The sequence below is a fragment of the Streptomyces sp. NPDC051684 genome (assembly GCF_044453445.1).
Lineage (GTDB): Bacteria > Actinomycetota > Actinomycetes > Streptomycetales > Streptomycetaceae > Streptomyces.
In genome coordinates, this window is the sequence record NZ_JBITCS010000022.1 from 11722 (window position 1) to 35012 (window position 23291).

Annotated in this window: 23 protein-coding genes; 9 read left to right on the forward strand and 14 right to left on the reverse strand. The window is 71.5% G+C overall.

Features of this window, described 5'->3' with window-relative positions; genetic code table 11:
* Positions 1-32 precede the first annotated feature (32 nt).
* On the reverse strand, positions 33-815 hold the full coding sequence (locus tag ACIA8D_RS25335; RefSeq protein WP_399235717.1) for an MHYT domain-containing protein: 783 nt from the start codon (positions 813-815) through the stop codon (positions 33-35).
* Positions 816-1257: 442 nt separating this feature from the next.
* Positions 1258-1902, reverse strand: coding sequence for a winged helix-turn-helix transcriptional regulator (locus ACIA8D_RS25340; RefSeq protein ID WP_399235719.1), 645 nt, complete (start codon positions 1900-1902; stop codon positions 1258-1260).
* 106 nt (positions 1903-2008) lie between these two features.
* On the opposite strand from ACIA8D_RS25340, the gene ACIA8D_RS25345 reads away from it, so the two are divergent.
* Positions 2009-3217 (forward strand): pyridoxal phosphate-dependent aminotransferase, encoded by a 1209-nt coding sequence (locus ACIA8D_RS25345; protein ID WP_399235721.1) that lies wholly within the window; start codon positions 2009-2011, stop codon positions 3215-3217.
* Position 3218: 1 nt separating this feature from the next.
* Positions 3219-3851, forward strand: a complete 633-nt coding sequence (locus tag ACIA8D_RS25350; protein ID WP_399235723.1) for a peptidase — start codon at positions 3219-3221, stop codon at positions 3849-3851.
* Between the two features lie 127 nt (positions 3852-3978).
* Here ACIA8D_RS25350 and ACIA8D_RS25355 read toward each other — a convergent pair whose 3' ends face one another.
* Both ACIA8D_RS25355 and ACIA8D_RS25360 read right to left on the reverse strand, forming a co-directional pair.
* Entirely contained in the window at positions 3979-5301 is a 1323-nt protein-coding gene (locus ACIA8D_RS25355; protein ID WP_399235725.1) for an SWIM zinc finger family protein, read from the reverse strand.
* Positions 5298-8186 carry a DEAD/DEAH box helicase gene (locus tag ACIA8D_RS25360; RefSeq protein WP_399235727.1) on the reverse strand — a complete coding sequence of 963 codons (2889 nt, stop codon included), beginning with the start codon at positions 8184-8186 and terminating at the stop codon, positions 5298-5300. Before ACIA8D_RS25360 ends, ACIA8D_RS25355 begins: the two co-directional genes overlap by 4 nt.
* A 199-nt stretch (positions 8187-8385) precedes the next feature.
* Here ACIA8D_RS25360 and ACIA8D_RS25365 point away from each other — a divergent pair, with 199 nt between their 5' ends.
* The 5 genes from ACIA8D_RS25365 to ACIA8D_RS25385 all read left to right on the forward strand — a co-directional run bounded on the left by ACIA8D_RS25365 (position 8386) and on the right by ACIA8D_RS25385 (position 11866).
* On the forward strand, positions 8386-8979 hold the full coding sequence (locus ACIA8D_RS25365) for a histidine phosphatase family protein (RefSeq protein ID WP_399235729.1): 594 nt from the start codon (positions 8386-8388) through the stop codon (positions 8977-8979).
* A gap of 73 nt (positions 8980-9052) precedes the next feature.
* Positions 9053-9700 carry a hypothetical protein gene (locus ACIA8D_RS25370; protein WP_399235730.1) on the forward strand — a complete coding sequence of 216 codons (648 nt, stop codon included), beginning with the start codon at positions 9053-9055 and terminating at the stop codon, positions 9698-9700.
* 83 nt (positions 9701-9783) lie between these two features.
* Positions 9784-10206 carry an acyl-CoA thioesterase gene (locus ACIA8D_RS25375; protein ID WP_399235731.1) on the forward strand — a complete coding sequence of 141 codons (423 nt, stop codon included), beginning with the start codon at positions 9784-9786 and terminating at the stop codon, positions 10204-10206.
* A 25-nt stretch (positions 10207-10231) separates the two neighbouring features.
* On the forward strand, positions 10232-10726 hold the full coding sequence (locus ACIA8D_RS25380; RefSeq protein WP_399235732.1) for a GNAT family N-acetyltransferase: 495 nt from the start codon (positions 10232-10234) through the stop codon (positions 10724-10726).
* Between the two features lie 183 nt (positions 10727-10909).
* On the forward strand, positions 10910-11866 hold the full coding sequence (locus tag ACIA8D_RS25385; RefSeq protein ID WP_399235733.1) for a hypothetical protein: 957 nt from the start codon (positions 10910-10912) through the stop codon (positions 11864-11866).
* A 49-nt stretch (positions 11867-11915) separates the two neighbouring features.
* Here ACIA8D_RS25385 and ACIA8D_RS25390 read toward each other — a convergent pair whose 3' ends face one another.
* The 10 genes from ACIA8D_RS25390 to ACIA8D_RS25435 all read right to left on the reverse strand — a co-directional run bounded on the left by ACIA8D_RS25390 (position 11916) and on the right by ACIA8D_RS25435 (position 21068).
* Positions 11916-13379 (reverse strand): nucleobase:cation symporter-2 family protein, encoded by a 1464-nt coding sequence (locus tag ACIA8D_RS25390; RefSeq protein WP_399235736.1) that lies wholly within the window; start codon positions 13377-13379, stop codon positions 11916-11918.
* Positions 13380-13638: 259 nt separating this feature from the next.
* The gene (locus ACIA8D_RS25395) at positions 13639-15024 is read right to left on the reverse strand and encodes an 8-oxoguanine deaminase (RefSeq protein WP_399235738.1); all 1386 of its coding nucleotides are present in this window, start codon (positions 15022-15024) and stop codon (positions 13639-13641) included.
* Positions 15025-15067: 43 nt separating this feature from the next.
* On the reverse strand, positions 15068-16477 hold the full coding sequence (locus ACIA8D_RS25400; RefSeq protein ID WP_399235740.1) for a nucleobase:cation symporter-2 family protein: 1410 nt from the start codon (positions 16475-16477) through the stop codon (positions 15068-15070).
* Positions 16478-16563: 86 nt separating this feature from the next.
* A complete protein-coding gene (gene pucL, locus ACIA8D_RS25405) occupies positions 16564-17499 on the reverse strand; it encodes a factor-independent urate hydroxylase (RefSeq protein WP_399235742.1) in 936 nt (311 codons plus the stop codon).
* Between the two features lie 5 nt (positions 17500-17504).
* The gene (gene uraH / locus ACIA8D_RS25410) at positions 17505-17903 is read right to left on the reverse strand and encodes a hydroxyisourate hydrolase (protein ID WP_399235743.1); all 399 of its coding nucleotides are present in this window, start codon (positions 17901-17903) and stop codon (positions 17505-17507) included.
* A 20-nt stretch (positions 17904-17923) separates the two neighbouring features.
* Positions 17924-18430 (reverse strand): 2-oxo-4-hydroxy-4-carboxy-5-ureidoimidazoline decarboxylase, encoded by a 507-nt coding sequence (gene uraD, locus ACIA8D_RS25415; protein ID WP_399235744.1) that lies wholly within the window; start codon positions 18428-18430, stop codon positions 17924-17926.
* Between the two features lie 160 nt (positions 18431-18590).
* Entirely contained in the window at positions 18591-18902 is a 312-nt protein-coding gene (locus ACIA8D_RS25420; protein ID WP_399235817.1) for a helix-turn-helix domain-containing protein, read from the reverse strand.
* A gap of 50 nt (positions 18903-18952) precedes the next feature.
* Complete coding sequence (locus ACIA8D_RS25425; RefSeq protein WP_399235745.1) at positions 18953-19219, reverse strand: hypothetical protein; 267 nt, start codon at positions 19217-19219, stop codon at positions 18953-18955.
* Positions 19210-20274, reverse strand: a complete 1065-nt coding sequence (locus ACIA8D_RS25430; RefSeq protein ID WP_399235746.1) for a hypothetical protein — start codon at positions 20272-20274, stop codon at positions 19210-19212. The genes ACIA8D_RS25425 and ACIA8D_RS25430 overlap by 10 nt, the downstream gene beginning before the upstream one ends.
* 260 nt (positions 20275-20534) lie before the next feature.
* A complete protein-coding gene (locus tag ACIA8D_RS25435; RefSeq protein WP_399235748.1) occupies positions 20535-21068 on the reverse strand; it encodes a hypothetical protein in 534 nt (177 codons plus the stop codon).
* A gap of 271 nt (positions 21069-21339) precedes the next feature.
* Between ACIA8D_RS25435 and ACIA8D_RS25440 the strand changes: the two genes are divergently transcribed.
* Both ACIA8D_RS25440 and ACIA8D_RS25445 read left to right on the forward strand, forming a co-directional pair.
* The gene (locus ACIA8D_RS25440) at positions 21340-22176 is read left to right on the forward strand and encodes a TIM barrel protein (protein ID WP_399235818.1); all 837 of its coding nucleotides are present in this window, start codon (positions 21340-21342) and stop codon (positions 22174-22176) included.
* A gap of 64 nt (positions 22177-22240) precedes the next feature.
* Positions 22241-23137 carry a 2-hydroxy-3-oxopropionate reductase gene (locus ACIA8D_RS25445; RefSeq protein WP_399235750.1) on the forward strand — a complete coding sequence of 299 codons (897 nt, stop codon included), beginning with the start codon at positions 22241-22243 and terminating at the stop codon, positions 23135-23137.
* Positions 23138-23291 lie beyond the last annotated feature (154 nt).

Genomic DNA, 23291 nt, shown 5'->3' on the forward strand with positions numbered 1-23291 from the left:
GCCTGAGTGGTGTGAGGGGGTGGGAAACGCGCCTACGCGACGGGGAGTTCGACCTCGTGCAGCGGGCGGGCGGCGGCGGCGCTGCGCGCACGCTCGTCGGCCGTCGGCGACAGCGCGACGAAGGCGCAGGTGAGGAAGAGGAACGAGCCGAGCACGACGGCCAGCGGCAGGATGAACGCGGTCGCGGTGGCACCGGACAGCGGCGCGGTTCCCGGGTGCACGGAGACCTTCACGGCGGCCATTCCGGTGTAGTGCATGCTGCTCACCGCGAGCCCCATCACGAGGGCGGCGACGGCCGCGATCACGGGCCCCCGCACGGACAGCGCGGCCCACAGCGCGGCGGACGCGGCGACGACGGCGATCACCACGGAGGCGGCGACCAGCACGGGGTCGTAGGTGAGCGAGCCGTTGAGCCGCACCGCCGACATGCCGATGTAGTGCATCGCGGCGACGCCGAGTCCGGTGCCGAGACCGCCGAGCACCACGGACAGGGCGCGCGACTTCCCGTATCCGGCGACGAACATGCCCGCGCCGACCACCAGGATCGCCACGAGCAGGCTCAGGAGGGTCAGGGGGATGTCGTAGCGGATCGCCGTGCCGTCGACGGCGTAGCCGAGCATCGCGATGAAGTGCATCGTCCAGATGCCGGCGCCGATCGCGACGGACGCGGTGAGCAGCCAGTTGCGCTTGGACCGCTGTCCGGCGGCCTGGGCGCGGGCGGTGCAGCGCAGGCCCAGTGCGGATCCCACGACTGCCATCACATAGGACAGGACGGGGGTGATCCAGCCGCCTGTCATGTGGTGCATGTGCCCCATGTTCTCTACGGGCCCCTCTCACTCTTCACAAGGATTGGCATCGGCCCCCCGACCGACCGGGACGCTAACACGCATATGACGGCTTGATCAGAGCGGTAATTGGCCCGAATCAGACGGGTTACCGACTGGTAGAGCCCGAGTTCATGGGGTCTTCACAAAGTGGCGCGTCCTGTGACCACGGGCGCGGTTGCGACTCTTGTCACGCCGCGCCTCGGGACGGTCCGGACATTGCCGCCGTTCCCTCGCGGGACGCCCATGAGGAGAGGTTTCAGGAGGTGCCACTCCCTGGAGAGGGGTGAGAACTCAGGAGGGCGTCCCCCTTGAGAAGGGACGCCAATTCAGGAGGCACCACTCCTTGAAGCGGGACGCGCACCCAGGAGGCGCCGCCCTGGAGAGAGACGCGCACTCAGGAGGCGTCACCGCCTTAAGGAGAGACGCGCACTCAGGAGGTGCCAGCGCGCAGTGCCTTCGCCAATGCGCTCTCTCCCGCCACGGAGACGCGTCCGTCGCGCACCGCCTCGACCAGGCCGACCGCACCGCGGGCGACCTCGCCGCACACCCCGGCCTCAAGGGTCAGCCGCACGTCCGGCTCCCCGTCCGGGTACCCGCCGTCCCCATATACGGGCGACACGGATTCCCCGCCCAGCCGGACGTGGAAGACCCCCTCGTCGACCCGGACCTCGACCGAACCCGGCTCCCCCAACCCTTCCAACTGTCGCGACAACGGCAGCGCCAACCAGTGCGCCCGCACCGCGTCGGTGGGCCTGCGCTCGGCGAGTTCCGGTGCGCCCCACTCCCCCAGCGCCTGGAGCACGGGCAGCAACCGCCGACCGCGCGGAGTGAGTTCGTACACGTATACGGAAGCGGGCGCGGGCAACCGCCTGCGCTCGGCGATCCCGTCCCGCTCCATGCCCTTCAGACGCGTGGCCAGCATGTCCGTACTCACACCCGGCAGATCGGCGTGCAGGTCCGTGTAGCGGCGCGCCCCGGCGAGGAGTTCGCGCACGATCAGCAGGGTCCAGCGGTCCCCGACGACGTCGAGGGCACGGGCTGCGGCGCAGTACTGGTCGTAACTTCGGCGTGGCATGACGCGCAGTCTATGCAACTTGTTGGACTTTCCAAGCACCCACTTGGTAAAACCAAGCAACAACGGTTCAGCACAGTGGCACCTGGTCCGCCTGGAGGGCAAGCGCATGGAGTTCCGGCAGTCGAGCAAGCTGAGCGAGGTCTGTTACGAGATCCGCGGCCCGGTGATCGAGCACGCCGACGCGCTCGAGGAGGCGGGCCACAGCGTGCTGCGCCTGAACACCGGCAACCCGGCGCTGTTCGGCTTCGAGGCGCCGGAGGAGATCGTCCAGGACATGATCCGGATGCTCCCGCAGGCGCACGGCTACACGGACTCGCGCGGCATCCTCTCCGCCCGCCGCGCCGTCGCCCAGCGCTACCAGGCGCTGGGCCTCGGCGTCGGGGTCGACGACGTCTTCCTCGGCAACGGCGTGTCCGAACTGGTCTCCATGGCGGTCCAGGCGCTCCTGGAGGACGGCGACGAAATCCTCATCCCCGCCCCGGACTTCCCGCTGTGGACGGCCGTCACGACGCTCTCCGGCGGCCGGGCCGTCCACTATCTCTGCGACGAGCAGTCGGACTGGTACCCCGACCTCGCCGACATGGAGTCGAAGATCACCGACCGCACGAAGGCGGTCGTCATCATCAACCCCAACAACCCGACCGGCGCGGTCTATCCGAAGGAGATCGTCGAGGGCATCCTCGATCTCGCCCGCCGGAACGGCCTGATGGTGTTCGCCGACGAGATCTACGACCAGATCCTCTACGACGACGCGGTGCACCACACCGCCGCCACCCTCGCCCCGGACCTCGTCGTCCTCACCTTCTCCGGTCTGTCGAAGACGTACCGCGTCGCCGGGTTCCGCTCCGGCTGGATGGTGGTCACGGGCCCGCGGCAGCACGCGCGGAACTATCTGGAGGGCCTGACCATGCTGGCCTCCATGCGCCTGTGCCCGAACGCGCCCGCCCAGTACGCCATCCAGGCCGCGCTCGGCGGCCGCCAGTCGATCCGCGAACTCACCGCGCCCGGCGGCCGGTTGCTGGAGCAGCGCGACAAGGCGTGGGAGAAGCTGAACGAGATCCCCGGGGTGAGCTGCGTGAAGCCCAAGGGCGCGCTGTACGCCTTCCCGCGCATCGACCCCAAGGTGCACAAGATCGTCGACGACGAGAAGTTCGTCCTCGACCTGCTGCTGCGCGAGAAGATCCAGGTCGTCCAGGGCACCGGCTTCAACTGGCCGAGCCCGGACCACTTCCGCATCCTGACCCTCCCCCACGCCGACGACCTCGATGCTGCGATCAGCCGGATCGGCCGCTTCTTGAGCGGATACCGTCAATGACATGATCACTTCGACGTCGTGCAGCACCTGTGGGCATCCCAGCCACACGCAGTTCGCCTCCCCCGACCTGGTCGGGCCCATCGTCTCCGGCCGGTTCGACCGGGCCCGGGACCCGGCATGGCGGCAGTCGGGCGCGGCGACGGTCGAGGACTACGCGCGCTGGTGCGGGCACCTGTGCGGGGCGACGTGCCTGCGCATGGCGCTCGGCCCCGGCGCCCCCTCGCTCTTCGAACTGCGCGACGGGGCCCTGAAGTTCGGCGCGTACCGGGTGGACGCCGAGGGCGAGATCCGCGGCATGATCTACGCGCCCGCGGTGGAGTACGTACGGGAGGTGCACGGCGTCGGCGCGGCGGTGCACCGCACCCTGGGCGCGGACGGGATCGGCGAACTGCTCGACGCGGGCCGCCTGGTCGTCGCCTCCGTGCACTACGCGATCCGCCGTCCGCAGGAGCCGGCCCCCGGCCGCGGCGGCCACCTCGTCCTCGTCACGTCCCGCACGCCGGACGGCTCCGGGTACCACTTCCACAACCCCTCCGGCACGGACGCGGCAACCCGCACGGCCCAGCTGCCCGTAGCCCGGTTCGCGGACTTCTTCGCCGGACGCGGCATGTCCCTGGCAGTGGGGGCGGACTGAGGCTCCGCCATTCAAGCCCCTGCAGGGAGCACCTCCCAGCGGTAGCTGGGGGAGATTGAGCAGCGGGGTCCGGGGCAGCGCCCCGAAACCGGCGGACGGTCCCGTGGCCAGGGGCGCAGCCCAGGTGTCAGCCGCCGCCCAGGACGGAGTCCAACGCCGACACCGGGTCGCGGCCCGGCTCCCCGCGGGGCCACCAGTCCTCGCGGCCCGGCTCGGACTCGTACCCGTACCACCACCCGTCACGGCCGAGCCGAAGCTGGACGGACCGGGTCGACAGGTGGTTGCGGTGCGGGCGGAACTCCGGGTGCCCCATGGCCAGGAGGGCCGGGCGGGCGCGGTCGAAGGGGCCCGCCGGCGGGTCCCACTCCTCCTCCAGGACCGAGAGACCGTCGAGCCCGCCCTGCCGCCACGCCGCGACGGCCCGCGCCAGATCCGTGGGCGTACGGCCCGTCCCCCGCGACAACGAGGCGTAGAGCGCACGGGTCGCCGCCGTGAGACCGGAACCGGGGTGCGCCGCTGCGAGGCGGACCGCGTCCTGCCACGGAGTGAGCGCGGCGATCGGGTCCGCGCCGGTGCTGAGCAGCGCGTGCGCGCGGGCCCCTGCCTCCGTGGCGAGGAGGTCGAGCGCGAGCGGGTCGGGGGCGTCCGGCGCCTGCGGGTAGGAGGGCGGCCGCTCGGGGTACTGCGGGGCCGGGAACTCCGGTGGCAGCTGAGGCAGTTGACCAGTCTCGGCGCTCGCGTACACGTCCTTCGCCGGGAGCGAGTCCAGCTCGGGGGCCCGCGCCTTCGAGCGCTCCTGCGCCTCGTGCACCGAGCTGCGCCGGGTCAGCGCCCGCAGCAGCTCCTGCTCGCCGCGTCCGCGCAGCAGGAACAGAACGAAGGGGTCCTCGTCGAGGATCCGGGCCGCCTGGTAGCAGAGCGCCGCCGCGTGCTTGCAGGGGTGGCCGCGGTCCGGACAGGTGCACTCGGGGCTGAGGTCGTCGACCGTGGGCAGCAGGTCGGCGGCCGCCGCCAGCGCGTGCGGCACGTCCTTGTCGAGCAGCGACGCCAGGTGTTCGGGGCGGGCCGCCGCCGTGTCCAGGAAGCGGTCCCAGGCCTCGTCCGGCAGTTCCCGCAGGCGCAGTTCGGCCCGGTAGGGGCGGGGGCGCGAGCCGTGCACGTAGGCGACGACGCGGCCCGGGGTGACCGTGATCGCGTCGACGTGGCCGCGGTCCGCGTAGGCGCGGCCACGGGCGAGGCGGCCCTGGTCGAGTGCTGTGTCCTCCAGGGCGTCGACCCACGCGTTGCCCCACCACGTGAGGGCGAAGCTGCCGCCCGGCTCGGCGCGCGGCGCCAGCGGCGGGAACGTGCGGCGCGTGTCCAGGTGCCGGGCCCTGGCCTGCTCGTCGGCGCCCGCGCGGCCCGGCACGTGCGGCCGGTGCGTCCTGTGGGGCCTGCGCGTCGGGCTCATCGCGTCGCCTCCCTGCGCAGCGTCACGAGGTCCGTGAGTTCCCGGTCGGTCAGTTCGGTGAGCGCCGCCTCGCCGGTGCCGAGCACCGCGTCCGCCAACGCCCGCTTGGTCGCGAGCAGTTCGGCGATCCGGTCCTCCACCGTGCCCTCGGTGATGAGCCGGTGGACCTGCACGGGCTGGGTCTGCCCGATGCGGTACGCCCGGTCGGTGGCCTGCTCCTCCACGGCCGGGTTCCACCAGCGGTCGAAGTGGATCACGTGCCCCGCGCGCGTGAGGTTGAGTCCGGTGCCGGCCGCCTTCAGGGAGAGCAGGAAGACGGGCACCTCACCGGACTGGAAGCGGTCGACCATGCGCTCGCGCTCGACGATCGTGCTGCCGCCGTGCAGGAGCTGGCTGGGGATGCCGCGGGTCGTGAGGTGCGTGGCGAGGAGCTTGGCCATGGAGACGTACTGGGTGAAGACGAGGACGGCCCCGTCCTCCGCGACGATCGTGTCCAACAGCTCGTCCAGGAGGGCGAGTTTGCCGGAGCGGCCCGACAGGCGCGGGCGGGAACCGTCGCCCTGGCCCTCCTTGAGGTACTGCGCCGGGTGGTTGCAGATCTGCTTCAGTGACGTGAGCAGCTTCATGATCAGGCCGCGTCGGCCGATGCCCTCGGCCTCCTCGATCTGCGCCATCGACTCGCGCACCACCGCCTCGTAGAGCGAGACCTGCTCGCGGGTGAGCGGCGCGGGATGGTCGGACTCGGTCTTCGGAGGCAGTTCGGGGACGATGCCGGGGTCGGACTTCCTGCGGCGCAGGATGAACGGGCGGATCAGGCGGGCGAGGCGCTCGATCGCCTCCGGGTTCGTCCCGCCGTGGCCCTGGAGCGGGACCTCGCCCTCGACCACGCGCGCGTGCCGGGCGCGGAACGCCTTGAGCGGCCCGAGCAGCCCGGGTGTCGTCCAGTCGAGCAGCGCCCACAGCTCGGACAGGTCGTTCTCCACGGGCGTGCCGGTGAGCGCCACGCGCGCGGGGGCCTCGATGGTGCGCAGTGCCTTCGCCGTCGCCGAGTTGGGGTTCTTCACGTGCTGCGCCTCGTCCGCCACGACCATGCCCCAGGTGTGGCCCGCGAGTTCGGCGGCGCGGGTGCGCAGCGTGCCGTACGTGGTGAGGACGAAGCCGCCCTCGACGCCGGTCAGGGCGCGGTCCACGCCGTGGAAGCGGCGCACCGGGACACCGGGGGCGAACCGCTCGATCTCCCGCTGCCAGTTCCCGAGCAGGGACGCCGGGCAGACGACGAGCGTGGGCGCGGTCCTGGCACGACGCAGGTGCAGCGCGATGAGCGTGACGGTCTTGCCGAGGCCCATGTCGTCGGCGAGGCAGCCGCCGAGGCCGAGCGAGGTCATCAGGTCGAGCCAGGCGAGACCGCGCAGTTGGTAGTCGCGCAGCGTCGCGCGCAGGCCCTCGGGCGGCTCGACGGTGTCGATGCCCCGGGTCAGCCGGTCGCGCAGCTCGGCGAGGCGGCCCGCGGGCACGGCCGCGACCCGCTCCCCGTCCACCTCGGCCTCGCCGGTCAGCGCGACCGCCAGCGCGTCGACGGGCTCGAGGAGGCCCAACTCCCGCTTGCGGGCCTTGCGGACGAGATCGGGATCGACGACCACCCACTGGTCGCGCAGTCGCACCACCGCGCGGTGCGACTCGGCGAGCAGGTCCATCTCGCGCTCGGTCAGCGGGTCCCCGTCGAGCGCCACCTGCCAGTCGAACTTCAGCAGCTCGTCGCTGTCGAAGAACGGCGTCCCGTCGGTGGCCGAGCCGGGCGCGGCCTGCGCGCGCACCACGGCGGTCGCGGTCAGCGAGCGGGCGATGTCGCGCGGCCAGTGCAGGGTCACGCCCGCCTTGGCGAGGCGCGCCGCGCCGGGCCCGAGCAGGTCGGTGAGCTCGCTCTCGGACAGGGCGAGCACGTCCGGCACGTCCTGCTCCAGGAGGCGGCCGAGCGGCGGCCAGGCGAGCGCGGCGCGCCGCACCGCGAGGACCGCGTCGATCCGGGCGCGCGGCCCGAAGTGGTCACCGGCCTCCCCGGCCCACAGTCCGGCGGCGTCGACCACGCGCGTGGGGTCGGCGAGGCTGTGCACCTGAACGATGGCGGCGCCCGCGCGGCGCGCCCCGGGGTCCTCCTCGGGCTCCTCGCCCTCGTACCCGGCGTCGTCCCCTTCGAACAGCGCGTACTGCGACAGGTCGAGCCGCAGCGACACCTTCACGCCCGCGTCGAGTCCGGCCGCCGCCTCGACCGCCCAGGGGCGGGCCCGCGGAATGTGCTGGGCGGCGGCCGCCGCGAACGGCGCGCCCGCCGCGTGCGCCGCGGCCGGGGTGCGCGGCAGCGCGTCGGCCACGGCGTCGAGCAGCGCCCGCACCAGCGCCTCGGGCTGCGGGACCCGCAGCGGCCTGCTCCCCGGCACCGGCGTCGCGTACCCCTCGGGCGGCAGGGCGGCGGCGATGCCCCGCACCTGCGCCACGTCGTCCTCGTCGAGCGGGCCCGCGCGCCACGCGTCGTGGTCGGACGCGGTGAGCCCCGGCAGCAGGCGGCCCCGCGCCACCAGGTGCAGGGCGTGCGCCGCGGCCGCGCCCCAGGCGGCCGCCGCCGGGTGGGCGCCCCTGGTGCGGCGGGCCCGCAGCAGCAGGGGCAGCGCGTCGAGGACCGGCAGGACGAGGGCGGGCACCGTGCGGCTGCGCACGGTCGAGCCGTGCGGCCGTACGACCGTCAGCTCGCCCTCGGCGCCCGGCAGGCCCGGCTCTTCCCGGCCGCCCTCCGCGTCGGGGAACCAGAAGGCGATCCGCCCGGCACGGGGCAGTGGATCCGGCAGGAAGACGGCGGCAGCGCTCAGCGGGACACCAGACAGCTCCGGCACGTCGCGCCACCTCCCTTCCCACTCTCCGCTCGGGCCTCGACTCCGGCCTCGACGACCCCTAAGACCTTACGGGCCGGGTCTGACAATCCTTGATCCCATGCCCGGCGGCCCGCGTCCGGCCCGCCCGCCGGGCCCGCTCACGCCCGCCCGGAGACAATGGCCGTGCCTCTGCCCACCTCCTAGCGAACAGGCGCGAACCTTGGGTGATCTGCTTCTCGTCCGGCACGGCGAGACCGAATGGGCCCTCACCGGGCAGCACACCGGCCTCACCGACATCCCGCTCACCGACAACGGCAGGGAGGAGGCGCGCCGCGTCGCTCCCCTCGTCGGCAGCTATCACATCGGGGCGGTCTTCGTGAGCCCCCTCCAGCGCACCCGGGAGACCGCCGAGCTGGCCGGCCTCAAGCGCTACACCGTCGATGCGGACCTGCACGAATGGGACTACGGCGCGTACGAGGGCGTCACCACGCGGGAGATCCAGCGCACCCGGCCCGACTGGTACCTGTTCGACGACGGGGTGCCGCCGGGGCCGCCCGAGCATCCCGGCGAGACGCCCGAGCAGGTGGGCGAGCGGGCCGACCGGATGCTCTCCAAGGTCGACGCGGCGCTCTCCAACAACGAGGGCAGCGTCGTCCTCGTCTCGCACGGCCACTTCCTGCGGGTGCTGACCGCGCGGCGCCTCGGGCTGCCGCCGTCGGGCGGCTCGCACTTCCTGCTGGCGACGGGCACGGTCAGCCGCCTCACCTACGAGCACGGCAGGCCGGTGATCTCCGGCTGGAACCTGCGGCCCTGAGGGCGTCCGCCCGGCCGCACCGGCCCGTTGTCAGTCCCGTCGTGCACCATCGACGCAAGACGGGAGGCACGCCATGACCAGACCGCCGACAGCCGCGCAGCGCCGCATCATCGAGGCCGCCGATCCGGAGACGGGCCGGATCTCCGGCACGCCCGCCCAGCTCGACCGGCTCATCGCCCTGAAGCTGGCGTTCCGGCATCCGAGGCCCCCGCACGAGCACTTCCTGACCCCGGCGGGTCACCGGCTGCGCGAGGCCGGGGACGAGCCGCCGGCCGCCGAGCCCGGCCCGGCGGAGTCCGGCGGGGTGTTCGCCGCGCGGCTCGGCGGCGAGCCGTGGTCCGGCTCCGACACGGGGCCCGCGCGGGCGCGCGAGGTGCGCACGGCCTGGCAGGGCCTGCTGGAGATACGTCGGATGACGAACCCGGACAGCGCGACGGACCGGCCGTGCGCCTGGGAGCGCGGTCGGCTCGCCCCGTCCGCCGCGCTCGCCCTGGAGGCCGCGGGCTGCGCGCCCGCGGAGGCAGACGGCGAGGACGGTTCCGTCCCCGGCTATCGCGTGCGGGACACCCCGCAGCCGGAGGCCGTCGCCGTGCAGCACCCGGACCCGGCCGGGCTCGCGGCGTGCGCGGCGGCGTTGCGGGAGGCGGGCTGGCAGGTCGGCGAGCACGCGCGGGCAGGCGGCGGGTCCCGTTATCTGCTGGCGTCGCCCAGACGTGCGTAACGCACCTCACGGCGGCGCGGACTGCCGTGTCCCACCCCCCTGTTGGCATGATCGGCACAACGCCCACCATCGAGAGGAACGTCGTGGCAGAGCAGTTTTCCGTACCGGTCGAGGTCCGCGGGTACGAGATCGATGTCAACGGGCACCTCAACCAGGCCGTCTACTTGCAGTACGCGGAGCACGCGCGCTGGTCGTTCCTGCGCCACGCCGGTCTCGACGAGAACGCCCTGCTGGGCCGTGGGGTGGGCCCCGTCGTCCTGGAGACGAACATCCGCTATCTGCGGGAGCTGCGCGCCGGCGATGTCGTCGACGTGAGCTGCGCCTTCGAGTTCGGAGACGGCAAGGTGTTCCGCGTCCACCAGACGCTCCGCAGGGCCGACGGCTCGGTGGCGGCCGAAGTGACCGCCGTGAGCGGCGTCATGGACCTCACCGAGCGCAAGCTGGTGCGCGACCCTGGGGAGATCTTCAAGGAACTGGCCGCCGCCCCGGCCGTCCTCGGCCTCTGACCGGCGCGCCCGCCGCTCCCCCGTCATGAACCTCCACAGCCGTTCCTACGGACACCCCGACGCGGTTGCGCTCAGCGACCAGGTGCAGGCCGAGTACCGCAAGCGCTTCGGCTACGACGACTTCACCGATCTGCACCCCGGGCACTTCGACCCGCCGCGTGGCCTGTTCCTCGTCGCGTACGACGCCGGGGTCCCGGTCGCCTGCGGCGGCTGGCGGGCGCAGGAGCGCGACGACGCGGGCTACGCGGACGGTGACGCCGAGCTGAAGCGGATGTTCGTCGTGGAGCGGGCGCGCGGCCGGGGCCTGGCGCGGCGGATCCTGACCGCGCTTGAGGACAGCGCGCGGGACGCGGGCCGTACGCGCATGGTCCTGGAGACGGGCGTCCACCTGCCGGAGGCGATCGGCCTGTACGAGGCCGACGGCTACGGCCCGACGCCGCCGTTCGGCCCGTTCCGCGACTACGACGACAGCCGCTTCTACGCCAAGTCCCTCACGGCTCCCGGCGCTTGTGGGTCCTAGGGCTTGTCGTTTGGATCAGGCCGGGCTCGCGGGGCCTGATCCAAACGACAAGCCCTAGCGGCGCCCCGCTCCCCCTTGCCACCTCCCGCGAAGATCGCTACGGTCCCGTTCGAGCCGCCTTTCTACGCGCGTCAACCCCGTGCACGGCACCACCCGAACGCCCCCACGCGAGAGGCCCCGCCCATGCAGTTGCGCCACAAGTCCCTGCTCTCCGCCGCCCTTGTCACGCTGGCCCTCGCCGCCCCCGCCCGCGCGGGCGCCCCGGCGCGGCCCGAGCCGCCCGCCACCGGCTGGCAGCAGGTCGGCGACGACGCCAGGTCCGGGGTCAGCGGCCTCGCGCTCACCGGGAAGACGACGGCCGACGGCGCGGTCCAGGCCCTCGTCGTGCACGACAACAAGATGCCCGGCGAGCGCCGGATCAGCCGCGTCGCCTTCCACCCCTCCGCGCCGAAGGACACCAAGGTCACCCCGCTCGCGTGGGAGGGCATGGCCCCCAAGGACCTGGAGGCGATCGAGGCGGTGCCGGGCTCGGACGGCGAGTTCATGGCGCTGGCCAGCAGGGGTCTCGTGTACCGGCTGCACGTCGACGGCGACACCGCACGGGTGCTCGACCTGGCGCCGCTGCCCGCGATCCCCGAGGGCGCGGACTTCGAGGGCTTCGCGCTCGGCACGTCGGCGCACGGGCGGACGGTCGCGGTGTGGGCCGACCGGGGCGCGGGCAAGGACCGCCCGGCGACGGTGTTCGCGGCGCCGTTCGCCGTGAACGAGTACGGGGAGGCGGAGTTCGGGAACGTCAGCAAGGCGGAGTTCCGCGCGGCCTACCCGAAGGGGGAGGTGCGGCACGTCTCCGACATCTCGCTGACCAAGTCCGGCCGGATCATGGTCGGTTCGGCCTCGGACGCCGGGGACGACGGGCCGTTCGCCTCGGCGGTGAGCGAGGCAGGCCGGGTGTCGCTGAACACGTCGGGCACCGGGGCGACGCTGCGGATCGCCGAACGGCACGGCGCCCCCGACAGGTTCGACGGCCGCAAGATCGAGGCGGTCGAGTGTCTGCCGGGGGCGGGCGGCCGGGCGCTGCTCGGCACGGACGACGAGAATCTGGGCGGGTACCTGAAGTCCGCGCCCGTGTGCGGCGGCTGAGACGCGGGCGGGGGTGGCGCCGCCGACCGCGTCACCCCCGCCGCGTCGCTCAGTGCGCCCCCGCCGTCGTCGCCTCGGTGCGTGGTCCCGCGATGTCGCTGCCACCCTCCATCGGATGCGTGACGTCGTCGGCGTCGCGCCCCTTGCCGATGTGGTTGAACAGCAGGTTGAGCACGACCGCCGCGACACAGCCCGTCGAGATGCCCGAGTCCAGGATGATCTTCGCGTTCTCCGGGAACGCGTGGTAGAACTCCGGCACCGCGATCGGGATCAGGCCCACGGCGAGCGAGACGGCCACGATGAGGACATTGTTGTCCTTGTCCAGGTTGGCCTTGACCAGGGTCTGGATACCGCTGGCCGCGACCGAGCCGAAGAGCACGACGCCCGCACCGCCGAGCACCGGGCGCGGCACGACCGCGATCAGCGAGGCCGCCATCGGGCACAGGCCCATCAGGACGAGGAAGCCGCCACCGGCCGCGACCACGAACCGGCTGCGGATCTTCGTCATGGCGACGAGGCCGATGTTCTGGGCGAACGCGCTGCACATGAAGCCGTTGAACAGCGGGCTGATCGCGGTGCCGAGGGTGTCGGCGCGCAGGCCGGCCGCGATGGTCTTCTCGTCGGCCGGGCGGTCGACGATCTCACCGAGGGCGAGCATGTCGGCGGTCGACTCGGTCATCGAGACGACCATGACGACGCACAGCGAGACGATGGCCGCGCCCGCGAACTGCGGGGCACCGAAGTGGAACGGGGTCGGGAACCCGACGATGTCCGCCTGGCCGACAGGTGAGAAGTCCGTGGCGCCGAACGGGATCGCGACCACCGTGCCGATCACCAGGCCGAGCAGCACCGCGATCTGCTTGACGAAGCCCGTCGTGAAGCGGCGGACGACCAGCACGATCACGAGTGTGATGCCGGCGAGCGCCAGGTTCTTCATCGACCCGTAGTCGGGCGCTTTGGCGTCGGGGCCCTGGGCCCAGCCGAAGGCGACCGGCATCAGGGAGACACCGATGAGGGTGATGACCGTGCCGGTGACCACCGGTGGGAAGAACCGCACCAGTTTCGAGAAGAAGGGTGCGGCTATGAAGCCGAGCACACCCGCGACGATCACGGCGCCGAAGATGATCGGCAGCGCGTCGTCCTTGTCCTTCGTCGAGCCGACGACGGCGAGCATCGGGGCGACGCCCGCGAAGGTCACACCGTTCACGAACGGCAGGCGCGCGCCGATCTTCCAGATGCCGAGCGTCTGGAGGAAGGTCGCGAGACCGGCCGTGAACAGGCAGGCGCCCGTCAGGAACGTCAGATCCTTCGGGCTGAGCCCGATCGCCGCGCCGACGATGAGCGGGGGCGCGACCACGCCCGCGTACATCGCCGCCACATGCTGCAGACCCGTCGTCGCCATCTTCAGCGGTGGCAACTTCTCGTCTACCGGATGTTTGGTATGCCCCGCGCCCACGTCCTCGGGCTCGTCGGGGGTCGTGCCTTGCTTGGTGAACCTGGGCTTCGTCGCCACTGCGGCTCCTCCGGTTGTTTTCCAGCCCCGGCAGGCCGCCGGCGCTTTTCGCTTCTGGGAGGTGGTGCAAGGTGCAAGGTCGTGCTGGTGGTGCTCGTACCGCCGTATTCAGTTGTTGTGCGCCCAGGTATTACTGGCCGCCCCGAGAACGTGAGGCTTTGGGCCACGTTCCGGGGCGGCACTCGGTCGAGCAGCCCGCTCGGCAGCTCGATCGAGTCCCCGGCCAGGGGCCGTCCCCCCTGACCGGAGTCTCAAGACATCAGCTCTCGGCGGTGATCCGCGCGAGTCGCTGCGCCTCCGCCCGCGTGGAGCGGGCGATGGCGTCCTCGTCGACGTTGAGCAGGCGGCTGTCCTCGACCACCGGCTTGCCGTTCACGAGGGAGAGGGTGACCGGTGCGGCCGCGCCGAAGACGAGCGCGGTCACCGGATCGGCGATCGATGCGTGGGCGAGGGTGTCCATCTTCCACAGCACCAGGTCGGCCAGCTTGCCGGCTTCGAGCGACCCGATCTGGGTGGCCCGGCCGAGGACTTGGGCTCCTCCGTACGTCCCGAGGCGCAGCGCCTGACGGGCGTTCAGGGCCGCCTCGCGGTGTGCGCCGAGGCGGTTGATGAGGAGGGCGTTGCGCAGCTCGGTGTGGAGTTCGCCGGACTCGTTGGAGGCGGTGCCGTCGACGCCGAGGCCGACCGGGACACCGGCCGCGAGCATGTCGGGCACGCGGGCGATACCCGCCGCGAGGCGGGCGTTGGAGGACGGGCAGTGCGCCACCCCCGTCTTCGTACGGCCGAACGCGGCGATGTCGGAGTCGTTCATGTGGACGCTGTGCGCCATCCACACGTCCTCGCCGAGCCAGCCCGTCGACTCGAAGTAGTCGGTCGGGCCCATGCCGAACAGCTCGTGGCAGAACTTCTCCTCCTCGACGGTCTCGCTGCCGTGGGTGTGCAGCCGAACCCCGAGGCGGCGCGCCAACTCGGCGCCCTGCTTGAGGAGTTCGGTGGACACCGAGAACGGCGAGCAGGGGGCCACGGCCACCTGCGTCATCGCGTCGAAGGAGTCGTCGTGGTGCTTCCTTACGGTCTCCTCGGTCGCGGCGAGCGCGCCGTCGAGGGTCTCGACGGCGAAGTCCGGCGGCAGTCCGCCGTCCTTCTCGCTGCGGTCCATCGAGCCGCGCGCCAGGGTGAAGCGCACGCCGGTCTCGGCGGCCGCCCGGATGATCGATCCGGAGAGGTCGCCCGAGCCCCGCGGGAACACGTAGTGGTGGTCCATGGCGGTGGTGACACCGCCGCGGGCCATCATCGCGAGGGAGCCCTGCGCCGCCGCGTACGTCATCTGCTCGTCGATGCGCGCCCACGTCGGGTACAGCGCCACCAGCCAGTTGAACAGGTTGTGGTCCGTCGCCAGGCCACGGGTGATCCACTGGTAGAAGTGGTGGTGCGTGTTGACGAGGCCGGGTGTGGCCAGGTGACCGGTGCCGTCGATGCGGCGGACCACGTTTTCGAGGCCCTCGGGCGCGCTGCCCGCGCCGATGGACTCGATCCGGTTGTCCGCGACGACGATGTGGCCCGAGGCGTACTCGGTGTCGTGCGCGTCGACCGTCGCGATGGCGACGTTCTCGATGACGATGCGGTTTGCCGTGGCAGGAGCCATGGTGCTTCCTTCAGTCGGTGTGACGTGTGGGCACGGCAGGACCCTAGGAAGATTTGAGTGCCGCGGCAGGTGCGCCACGGGTGCCGAGATGGTGGAAGAACAGGTTGAGCGAGACGGCGACGAGCGCGCCCGCGCTGATTCCGGATCCGAGCACGGTCTGTGCCCAGGCCGGGAAGTCGGCGTAGAAGCTCGGCGCGGCGAGCGGGATGATGCCCGCGCCGAGCGAGACGGCCACGAGGATGATGTTGGAGCTGTCGTCGAGGCCCGCTTCGGAGAGCGTACGGATGCCGCTGACGGCGATCGAGCCGAACAGCACGATGCCCGCGCCGCCCAGGACCGGCATGGGGACCAGGGAGACGACCGCGCCGAGCATCGGGAAGATGCCGAGGATCAGCAGGGTGCCGCCCGCGACGGCGACGACGTAGCGGCTGCGCACCTTGGTGAGGGAGACGACGCCGACGTTCTGGGCGAACGCCGAGGTCGGCAGGCCGCCGAAGATCGGTCCGAGGAAGGTGGCGATGCCGTCGGTGCGCAGGCCCCGGGTGATGGTCTTCCCGTCGCACTCGCGCTCGCAGATCTCGCCGATGGCCAGCATGCCGGCGCTCGACTCGGTCATCAGGACGAGCATGACGAGGCAGAGCGAGATGATCGCGGCAGGCTGGAACTCCGGGGCGCCGAAGGCGAACGGCGTCGGGAGTGCGGCGACGGGCGCGGACTTGAGGGAGCTGAAGTCCGCCATGCCGAACGGGATCGCGGCGAGCGTGCCGATCAACATGCCGAAGAGCAGGGCGACCTGCTTGACGAAGCCCTTGCCGAAGCGCTGGATCAGCAGGATGACGACGAGCGTGAAGGCGGCGAGGGCGAGGTAGCGCATGTCGCCGTAGTCGGCGGCGGTCTTGTCGCCGCCCTGGGCCCAGCCGACGGGCACGGGCATCAGGGTCACACCGATGAGGGTGATGACGACGCCGGTGACGAGCGGCGGGAAGAATCTGAGGAGCCGTCCGAAGAACGGCCCGATCGCGAGACAGAAGACGCCCGCGACCATGACCGCCCCGTAGATCGCGGGGAGTTGGTCGCCTTTGGCGTTCGTCTCGGCGATGGCGAGCATCGGTGCGATGCCCGCGGAGGACGCGGCATTGACGAAGGGCAGCCGGTTGCCGACGAAGCCCTTGACGCCGAGCGTCTGGAGCAGGGTGGCCACACCCGCGATGAGCAGCGACGCGGCGATGAGCCGGGTCTGGCCCGCAGTGTCGAGGTGGACGGCCTGGCCGATGATGAGCGGCGGGGTGACAACGCCTGCGTACATGGCGGCGATGTGCTGGAGTGCCGCGGGCGCGAGCCGCGACGGCTGGAGCTTTTCGTCCACCGGATGCACCTGCGTAGCGGTGCTGCTCTCCGATGGGGTGGAACACGGGCCCTCGGCTTCAGCCGGCCCCTTTGCTGGCACTGCCATTGCTTTATGTTCCCTCCGGGTGCTGCGCGCCCCCGCCGACTGCGGGTGGACGGGGGCGCGCTGCCGCGTCAACTACGCCTATGGCGTCAGAGGTTGGTCATGTCGACCGGGATGCGCTGGTCGGCGCCGTCCCTCAGAATGGTGGCCTCGATCAGGCCGTAGGGGCGGTCTGCGGCCCAGTACACGGCGCCGTCCTTCGCCTCGTTCTCCAGACCGAAGGCCGAGAGGTCCTGCCGGAAGTGGTGCTTGTTCGGCGCGGACATGCGGATCTCGTCGATCTCGTTGCGGTTGTTGATGACGCGCGAACCCATCTGGAAGAGGGTCTGCTGCAGCGACAGCGAGTACGTCTCCGCGAAGGCCTGCAGGAGGTGCTTCTTGGACTGCTCGTAGGACTTGTTCCAGTTGGGCGTGCGCTCGTTGTCGACGCCCGTCCAGCTGTGCCGCCACCACGTCGACAGCGACGTCGCGAGGATGCGGTCGTAGTCCTCCTTGAGCGTCGTGTACTTGTCCTTGATGAAGCCCCAGAACTCGGAGTTCGTGGTGTTCAGCACGGTCAGGTCCTTGAGCCCGGACAGGACTTCGAACTTCTCGCCGTCGTAGGTGACCTGGACGAGGCGCGTCTCCTGGCCCTTGCGGACGAAGGAGTGCTGGACCTCGTCGGCGCCGATGAACTTGGAGCCCGCGTCGGAGCCGGCGATGCGCTCCCAGGAGTACTCCTCGAGGCGGATGCGCGCCCGGTGGATGGACGGCTGGCTGTCGACGAAGTGCCGGGCCAGCTCGATCCCGTACTGCTCCACCGACTCGATGCCGAATTCCTTGGCGAAGGCGAAGCAGGTGTTCTTGGTGGTGTCCGTCGGCAGGCAGTTGGCGTTCGAACCGGTGAGGTGGACCTCGTCGAGGTCACCGCTGAGGGCGACCGAGACGTTGACGTCCTTGATGTGGTGGGTGTCGCCGTCCCGCGTGATCTTTACGACTCGGTTCTCGGCCTTGCCGTACTGGTTGTGTCCCAGGATCGTGGGCATGTCTGCTAGCTCCCTCGGTAAACGGAGTAGCCGAACGGGTTGAGCAGCAGCGGCACGTGGTAGTGCTCGCCCGGCTTGACGGCGAACGTGATCGCCACCTCCGGGAAGAACGCTCCGGTCGTGTCGCTGTCCCGATTCGCGGGGGCGTCCTGCTGCGCATCGGCTTGCTTCTTGTCGAAGTACACCTCGGTCTCGAAGTCGAGGCGTACGTGGGTGGTGCCCTCCGGCAGCGCCGGCAGGTCCTTGCAGCGCCCGTCCGCGTCGGTGGCACTGCCGCCGAGCGCCTGCCACGCGGCGCCCGAACCGGCGCGCGCCGCAAGGGAGATGGCGACGCCCTCGGCGGGGCGTCCGATGCTGGTGTCCAGAATGTGCGTGGACACCGATGCCGTGGTCTCGGTGCTCATCAGGCGTTCGCTTCCTGTTCTTACGGTGCTTCTACGATGCGGGTCAGGCGAATGCGGTTGATCTTGCCCAGTTCGGTGCGGACGATCTCCCGCTCCTGCTCGGCGGTGTGGCCGAGCCGGGTCCTGAGCGCATCGAGCATCTGCTCCCCGGTGGCGCCGGTGGCGCAGATGAGGAAGACGTGACCGAACCTGTCCTGGTACGCCAGGTTGAGCTCGAGCATCTCCTTCTTGAGCTCCTCGGACGCCCCCGCCATGCCGCGCTGCTCACGCGAGGACGTCGGGTCACCCGGCTTCGGGCGGCCGATCGGCGGGTGCCCCGCCATCGCCTCGGCGAGGTCGTCCGCGGTCAGTTCCGCCATCGCGGCGTCACTGGCGGTGAAGAGAGTCTCTGCTGAGGCGAAGGGGCGCTGGGCGAGGATCTTGCTCCCCCACGCCGATGAAGCACACACCTCGTGGAGCTCGGCCTGGGCCGCGCTCTCGTCCGAGGCGTTGAACCGGGTGAGACCCGGCGTCGAACCTGAAGTCACGGGGTGCCTCCGTGGCCTTGTGCTGGACGGGCTGCAGATAGCTAACGCCCCCGGAAACATCACGTCAACACTTTGTTGAAAACTCGGAGTTACAAAAAACCGCCGTCCGGATATCGGACGGCGGTGTGGAGGCACGCGGCTGGCTCGGCATCGTCCCAGGTCAGGGAGTCTTGTCCCGGTTGAGATAGTTGTAGACGGTGAAGCGGGAAACGCCGAGGGCGCCGGCCACTGTCTCCACACCGTGACGTACGGAGAACGCTCCGCGCGCCTCCAGGAGCCGGACGACCTCCTGCTTCTGCCGGCGTTCGAGCGCGGACAGCGGCATTCCCTTGGTGCGCTCCATGGCCGCCAGGATGTGGTCGAGCGAATCCGCCAGCTGGGGCAGGCGCACGGCCACGACATCGGCCCCCTGCCACGCGAGCACGACGTCGTCGGGGCCCGCGCCGTCCGGCGGCATCAGCTCCCCGCCCATCGCGTCGACCAGTGGCTTCACCGCCGTGATGAAGGCGTCCCCGGTGTCGTTCACGTGTCGTCACCCTTCCCCTGGGGGTCCCCCACCACGTTGACCTGCAACGAGATCCGCGTCGCCCCGCTGTCGAGGCTGCGCCGCAGCAGCGCGTCGACCGCGGTGAGCACCGCGTCCGCACCGCCCTCCGCCGTATTGCCGAACGGCCCCACGTCGACCTCGTCGAGATCGGCCGCCTCGATGACCCGGCGCGCCGCGAGCGCGTGCTCGGGCGCCTCCTCCAGGTCGAAGGGCTCCGTCGTGAACTCCACTCTCAATCGCACGCGTTCAACCTAACCCGCATGGGGCGGTTACCGGGAGCCACCGTGGGGATCAGGGTGCGGGGCACGTGCTGCCCGAAGACCCGGAACCGCAGCCGTCGCGGCAGCCAGGGCCAGTTCCTGCGGTCCGTCCGGCGGCCCCTCATGCCACGCCTCCCCAGCTGCGCTCCAGCGGCCGGTCCTCGCCGTCCCGTACGGCGCGCGGCCGGCGGACCGCCGCCTGGGCGAGGACCGCGCGCCCCGTCAGGTGCTGGGCGGACAGGAACGACAGGTCCTGCCCGATCCGCGCGGCCGGCAGCCGGTCCGCCTCGGCGAGCTCGTCGGCGGCGTACCAGAGGGCGTGCAGCAGCCGGAAGACCGGCTGCTTCTCCAGGCTCGCCTCCGGGTCCGCCCGCACCTGCGGCCGGTCCCTGCGACCCTTGCCGGCCTCCTGGCAGTGCTCGAACCAGAGGTCGCCGGGCGGGCGGCGCGTGCGCCACCGTCCGCAGCGCCCGCAGCCACTCCAGGGCGTCGCCCTCGGGGCGCCCGAACTCCGCGTGCAGCCGGTCGACGACCTCCTGGGTCTCCCCGCCCGCCAGCCGGTGCCACAGGAAGCGGGCCCACTCGTCGCGCCCGGCCCGCCCGGAGCGGCCCTCGGCCCGGCGCCTGTGGTGCTGCGCGAGCAGCCCGTGCGCGTCGCCCCAGCCCACGCCGCCCGCGCCGCGTCCGCTGCGCATCTGGTGCACGAGCAGGGCGCGCAGAAAGCGGTCCGTGATGAACGGGCGGCTGCCGGGACCGCGCGACCAGCGCTCCCGTTCCAGCTGGGCGGCGACGCCGTCGGCCGCGGCCAGGTCGTCGATGGTCCGCGGCACCCACCGCTCGGCCAGCTGTTCGGCCGCCTCCCGGTCCCAGGCCAGCGAGAGCAGGCACAGCTCGTCGTGGTTCTCGCTGCCGACGAGGGTGTCGAGCAGCCTCCGGATGACCGACTCCCCGGCCCCGCCCGGATGGTCCAGGTCGAGCAGTTCCTCGGCCGCGACCCATTCCTCGCCGCGCGCCTTGTGCACGACGGCGTCGCACATCCGGCGGGCCCCCATGGGGTGCCCGCGGGTCAGATCGTGCAGCGCCGTCGCGATGTACGGGTCGAACGTGACCCCGCTCGTCGCTGCGGAGCATGCGCTCCAGGTGTTCCGTGTCGAGCGGTGGCAGCGGCAGGAGCAGCACGCCCTGGGACGGCTCCGTGCCGTCGCGGCTCCAGCGGGTGCGCGCGCCGACCTCGTGCAGGGGCTGCCGGGTGGCGTGCGGGTACGGGGCGGTCTCCTGCTCCTCCTCGGGGGTGTCGTCATCGTCGTCGGCGTCGCCGCGCAGCTCGGTGGCGAGCACGACGAGGGGGTCGCGGGCGCCGCGCTCCTGCAACGCGCGCTGTTCCAGGAGGAGTTCGAGGAAGTCGCGGCCGGCGTCGGTGTGCACGTTGTCGAGCAGCGGCGGCGTGCCGGTCGGCGACGTCGCCCTCGCCCCGTTCCGCCGGGCCGACGTGGACGGGCGCGGGCAGTTCCAGGTGATTTCTCGCGAACTCCAGGTCTTCCAGGGGGAGTTGACGGCCGCAGTAGAAGGCCTCGCTCACCCACAGGAAGTTCTCGGGGTGGGACTCCTCGCCGCCGCGGTGCTGCCCGGCCCGGTCACAGTACGCGAACAGGGCGGCCTTGGCGTAGCGCCGCCTGGCCTCCCGGTCGGCGTACGCCTCGTCCCAGACGGCGACCTCGGCGAGCCCGGCGGCGGTGGGACTGACCAGGGGCGGGTCGGCGTCCGAGTCGTTGTGCTCGGTGAGCCAGCCGAGCGCGCCGAGCCGCCCCACGGCATCGGCGACCAGGTCCACGCTGCACCGCTCGTGCGGCGCGAAATCGGCGCTGGCCCATCTCCCCCAACTCCCGTGACCGGCAACGGGCCTTCACCTTCCCAGAACTCCAGGGCCAAACACGTGTCACGAGCCGGTTCCTCAAGACCCCGACCAGGGCGCGGGCAGGGCGAATTTCGACGACCCCTCTTGACAGCCACGAGCCCTTACAGGCAATCTTCCATCAAGTAGAAACGAACTTCCGCAATACGGAAGCTCGACCATGACGAACCTGAAGGGAGCGCCGACCCTGATGGGCTTCACAGACCAGCGCTTCAACGTCAACCTGTCGATCCTCTTCACCGAGCTCCCGCTCCTGGAGCGCCCCGCGGCCGCGGCCGCGGCGGGCTTCACCGCGGTCGAGCTGTGGTGGCCCTGGGTCGACGCCCCCACCCCCGAGCAGTCCGAGCTCGACGCCCTGCGCGCCGCGATCAACGACGCGGGCGTCCAGCTCACCGGCCTGAATTTCTACGCGGGCCGGCTGCCGGGCCCGGACCGGGGCGCCCTGTCGATCCCCGGCGAGGAGAGCGAGAAGTTCCGCGCGAACATCGACGTCGCGGCCGACTTCGCCCAGTCCCTCGGCTGCACGGCGCTCAACGCGCTGTACGGCAACCGCGTGGAGGGCGTCTCCGAGCAGGAGCAGGACGAGCTCGCCCTGGAGAACCTGGTGCTCGCCGCCCGCGCGGCCGACCGCGTCGGCGCCGTGCTGCTGATCGAGGCGCTGAACGCGCCGGAGTCGCCGAAGTGCCCGATCGTGAGCGCCCCCAAGGCGATCGAGATCGTGGACAAGGTGAACGCGGCGACCGGCCTCGGCAACGCCAAGTTCCTGATGGACCTGTACCACCTGTCCATGAACGGCGAGGACCTCCAGGCGATCATCAGCGCCTACACCGACAGGACGGCGCACGTGCAGATCGCCGACAACCCGGGCCGTGGCGCGCCGGGCACCGGTTCGCTGCCGCTGGAAGACCTGCTCGACCAGCTGAAGAAGGCCGGCTACGAGGGCTACGTGGGCCTGGAGTACAAGCCGGGCGACGCCCCGAGCGCCGAGGCCTTCGACTGGCTGCCGCGCGAGCACCGCGCGGCCTGAGCACGCGGCGCCCCTTCGCCAGGCGCCAACTCATCGACTTATCAAGGCATTTGGAGTCACCCTCATGAGCAACAACCTCCCCAAGGTCGCGTGGATCGGTCTCGGCATCATGGGCTCCCCCATGTCGGAGAACCTGATCAAGGCCGGTTACGACGTCACGGGCTTCACCTTGGAGCAGGACAAGCTGGACCGCCTCACGGCCGCCGGCGGCACCGCCGCCAAGTCGATCGCCGAGGCCGTCAAGGACGCCGACGTCGTCGTGACGATGGTTCCGGCCTCCCCGCAGGTCGAGGCCATCGCCTACGGCCCGGACGGCATCCTGGAGAACGCGAAGTCGGGCGCCCTGCTCGTCGACATGTCCTCGATCACCCCGCAGACCTCGGTCGACCTCGCGAAGGCCGCCAAGGACAAGGGCATCCGCGTCCTGGACGCCCCCGTCTCCGGTGGCGAGGCCGGTGCGATCGAGGCCGTCCTGTCCATCATGGTCGGCGGTGAGCAGGCCGAGTTCGACGAGGCCAAGCCGCTGCTCGACGCGCTCGGCAAGACCATCGTGCTGTGCGGTCCGCACGGCTCGGGCCAGACCGTGAAGGCCGCCAACCAGCTGATCGTCGCCGTGAACATCCAGGCGTGCGCCGAGGCCGTGGTCTTCCTGGAGAAGTCCGGCGTCGACCTGAAGGCGGCCCTGGACGTCCTCAACGGCGGTCTCGCCGGCTCCACCGTGCTGACCCGCAAGAAGGACAACTTCCTGAACCGGGACTTCAAGCCGGGCTTCCGCATCGACCTGCACCACAAGGACATGGGCATCGTCACCGACGCCGCCCGCAACGTCGGTGCCGCGCTGCCCGTCGGCGCCACGGTCGCCCAGCTGGTCGCGTCGCTGCGCACCCAGGGCGACGGCGGCCTCGACCACTCGGCGCTGCTGCGCTCGGTCGAGCGCCTCTCGGGCGACCAGCCCAAGTAGGCACCAACCCCCAGACTTCCGGGCCGTGGCGGCGCTGACACCTGTCCTGTCGCGCCCAGGCGCCGCCGCGGCCCGGAACCCTCATTCGCGTACCCATAACTTCAACAAACTGTTGACGTAGCTGTTCAGGGGTCCTTACGCTCCACACCATCGC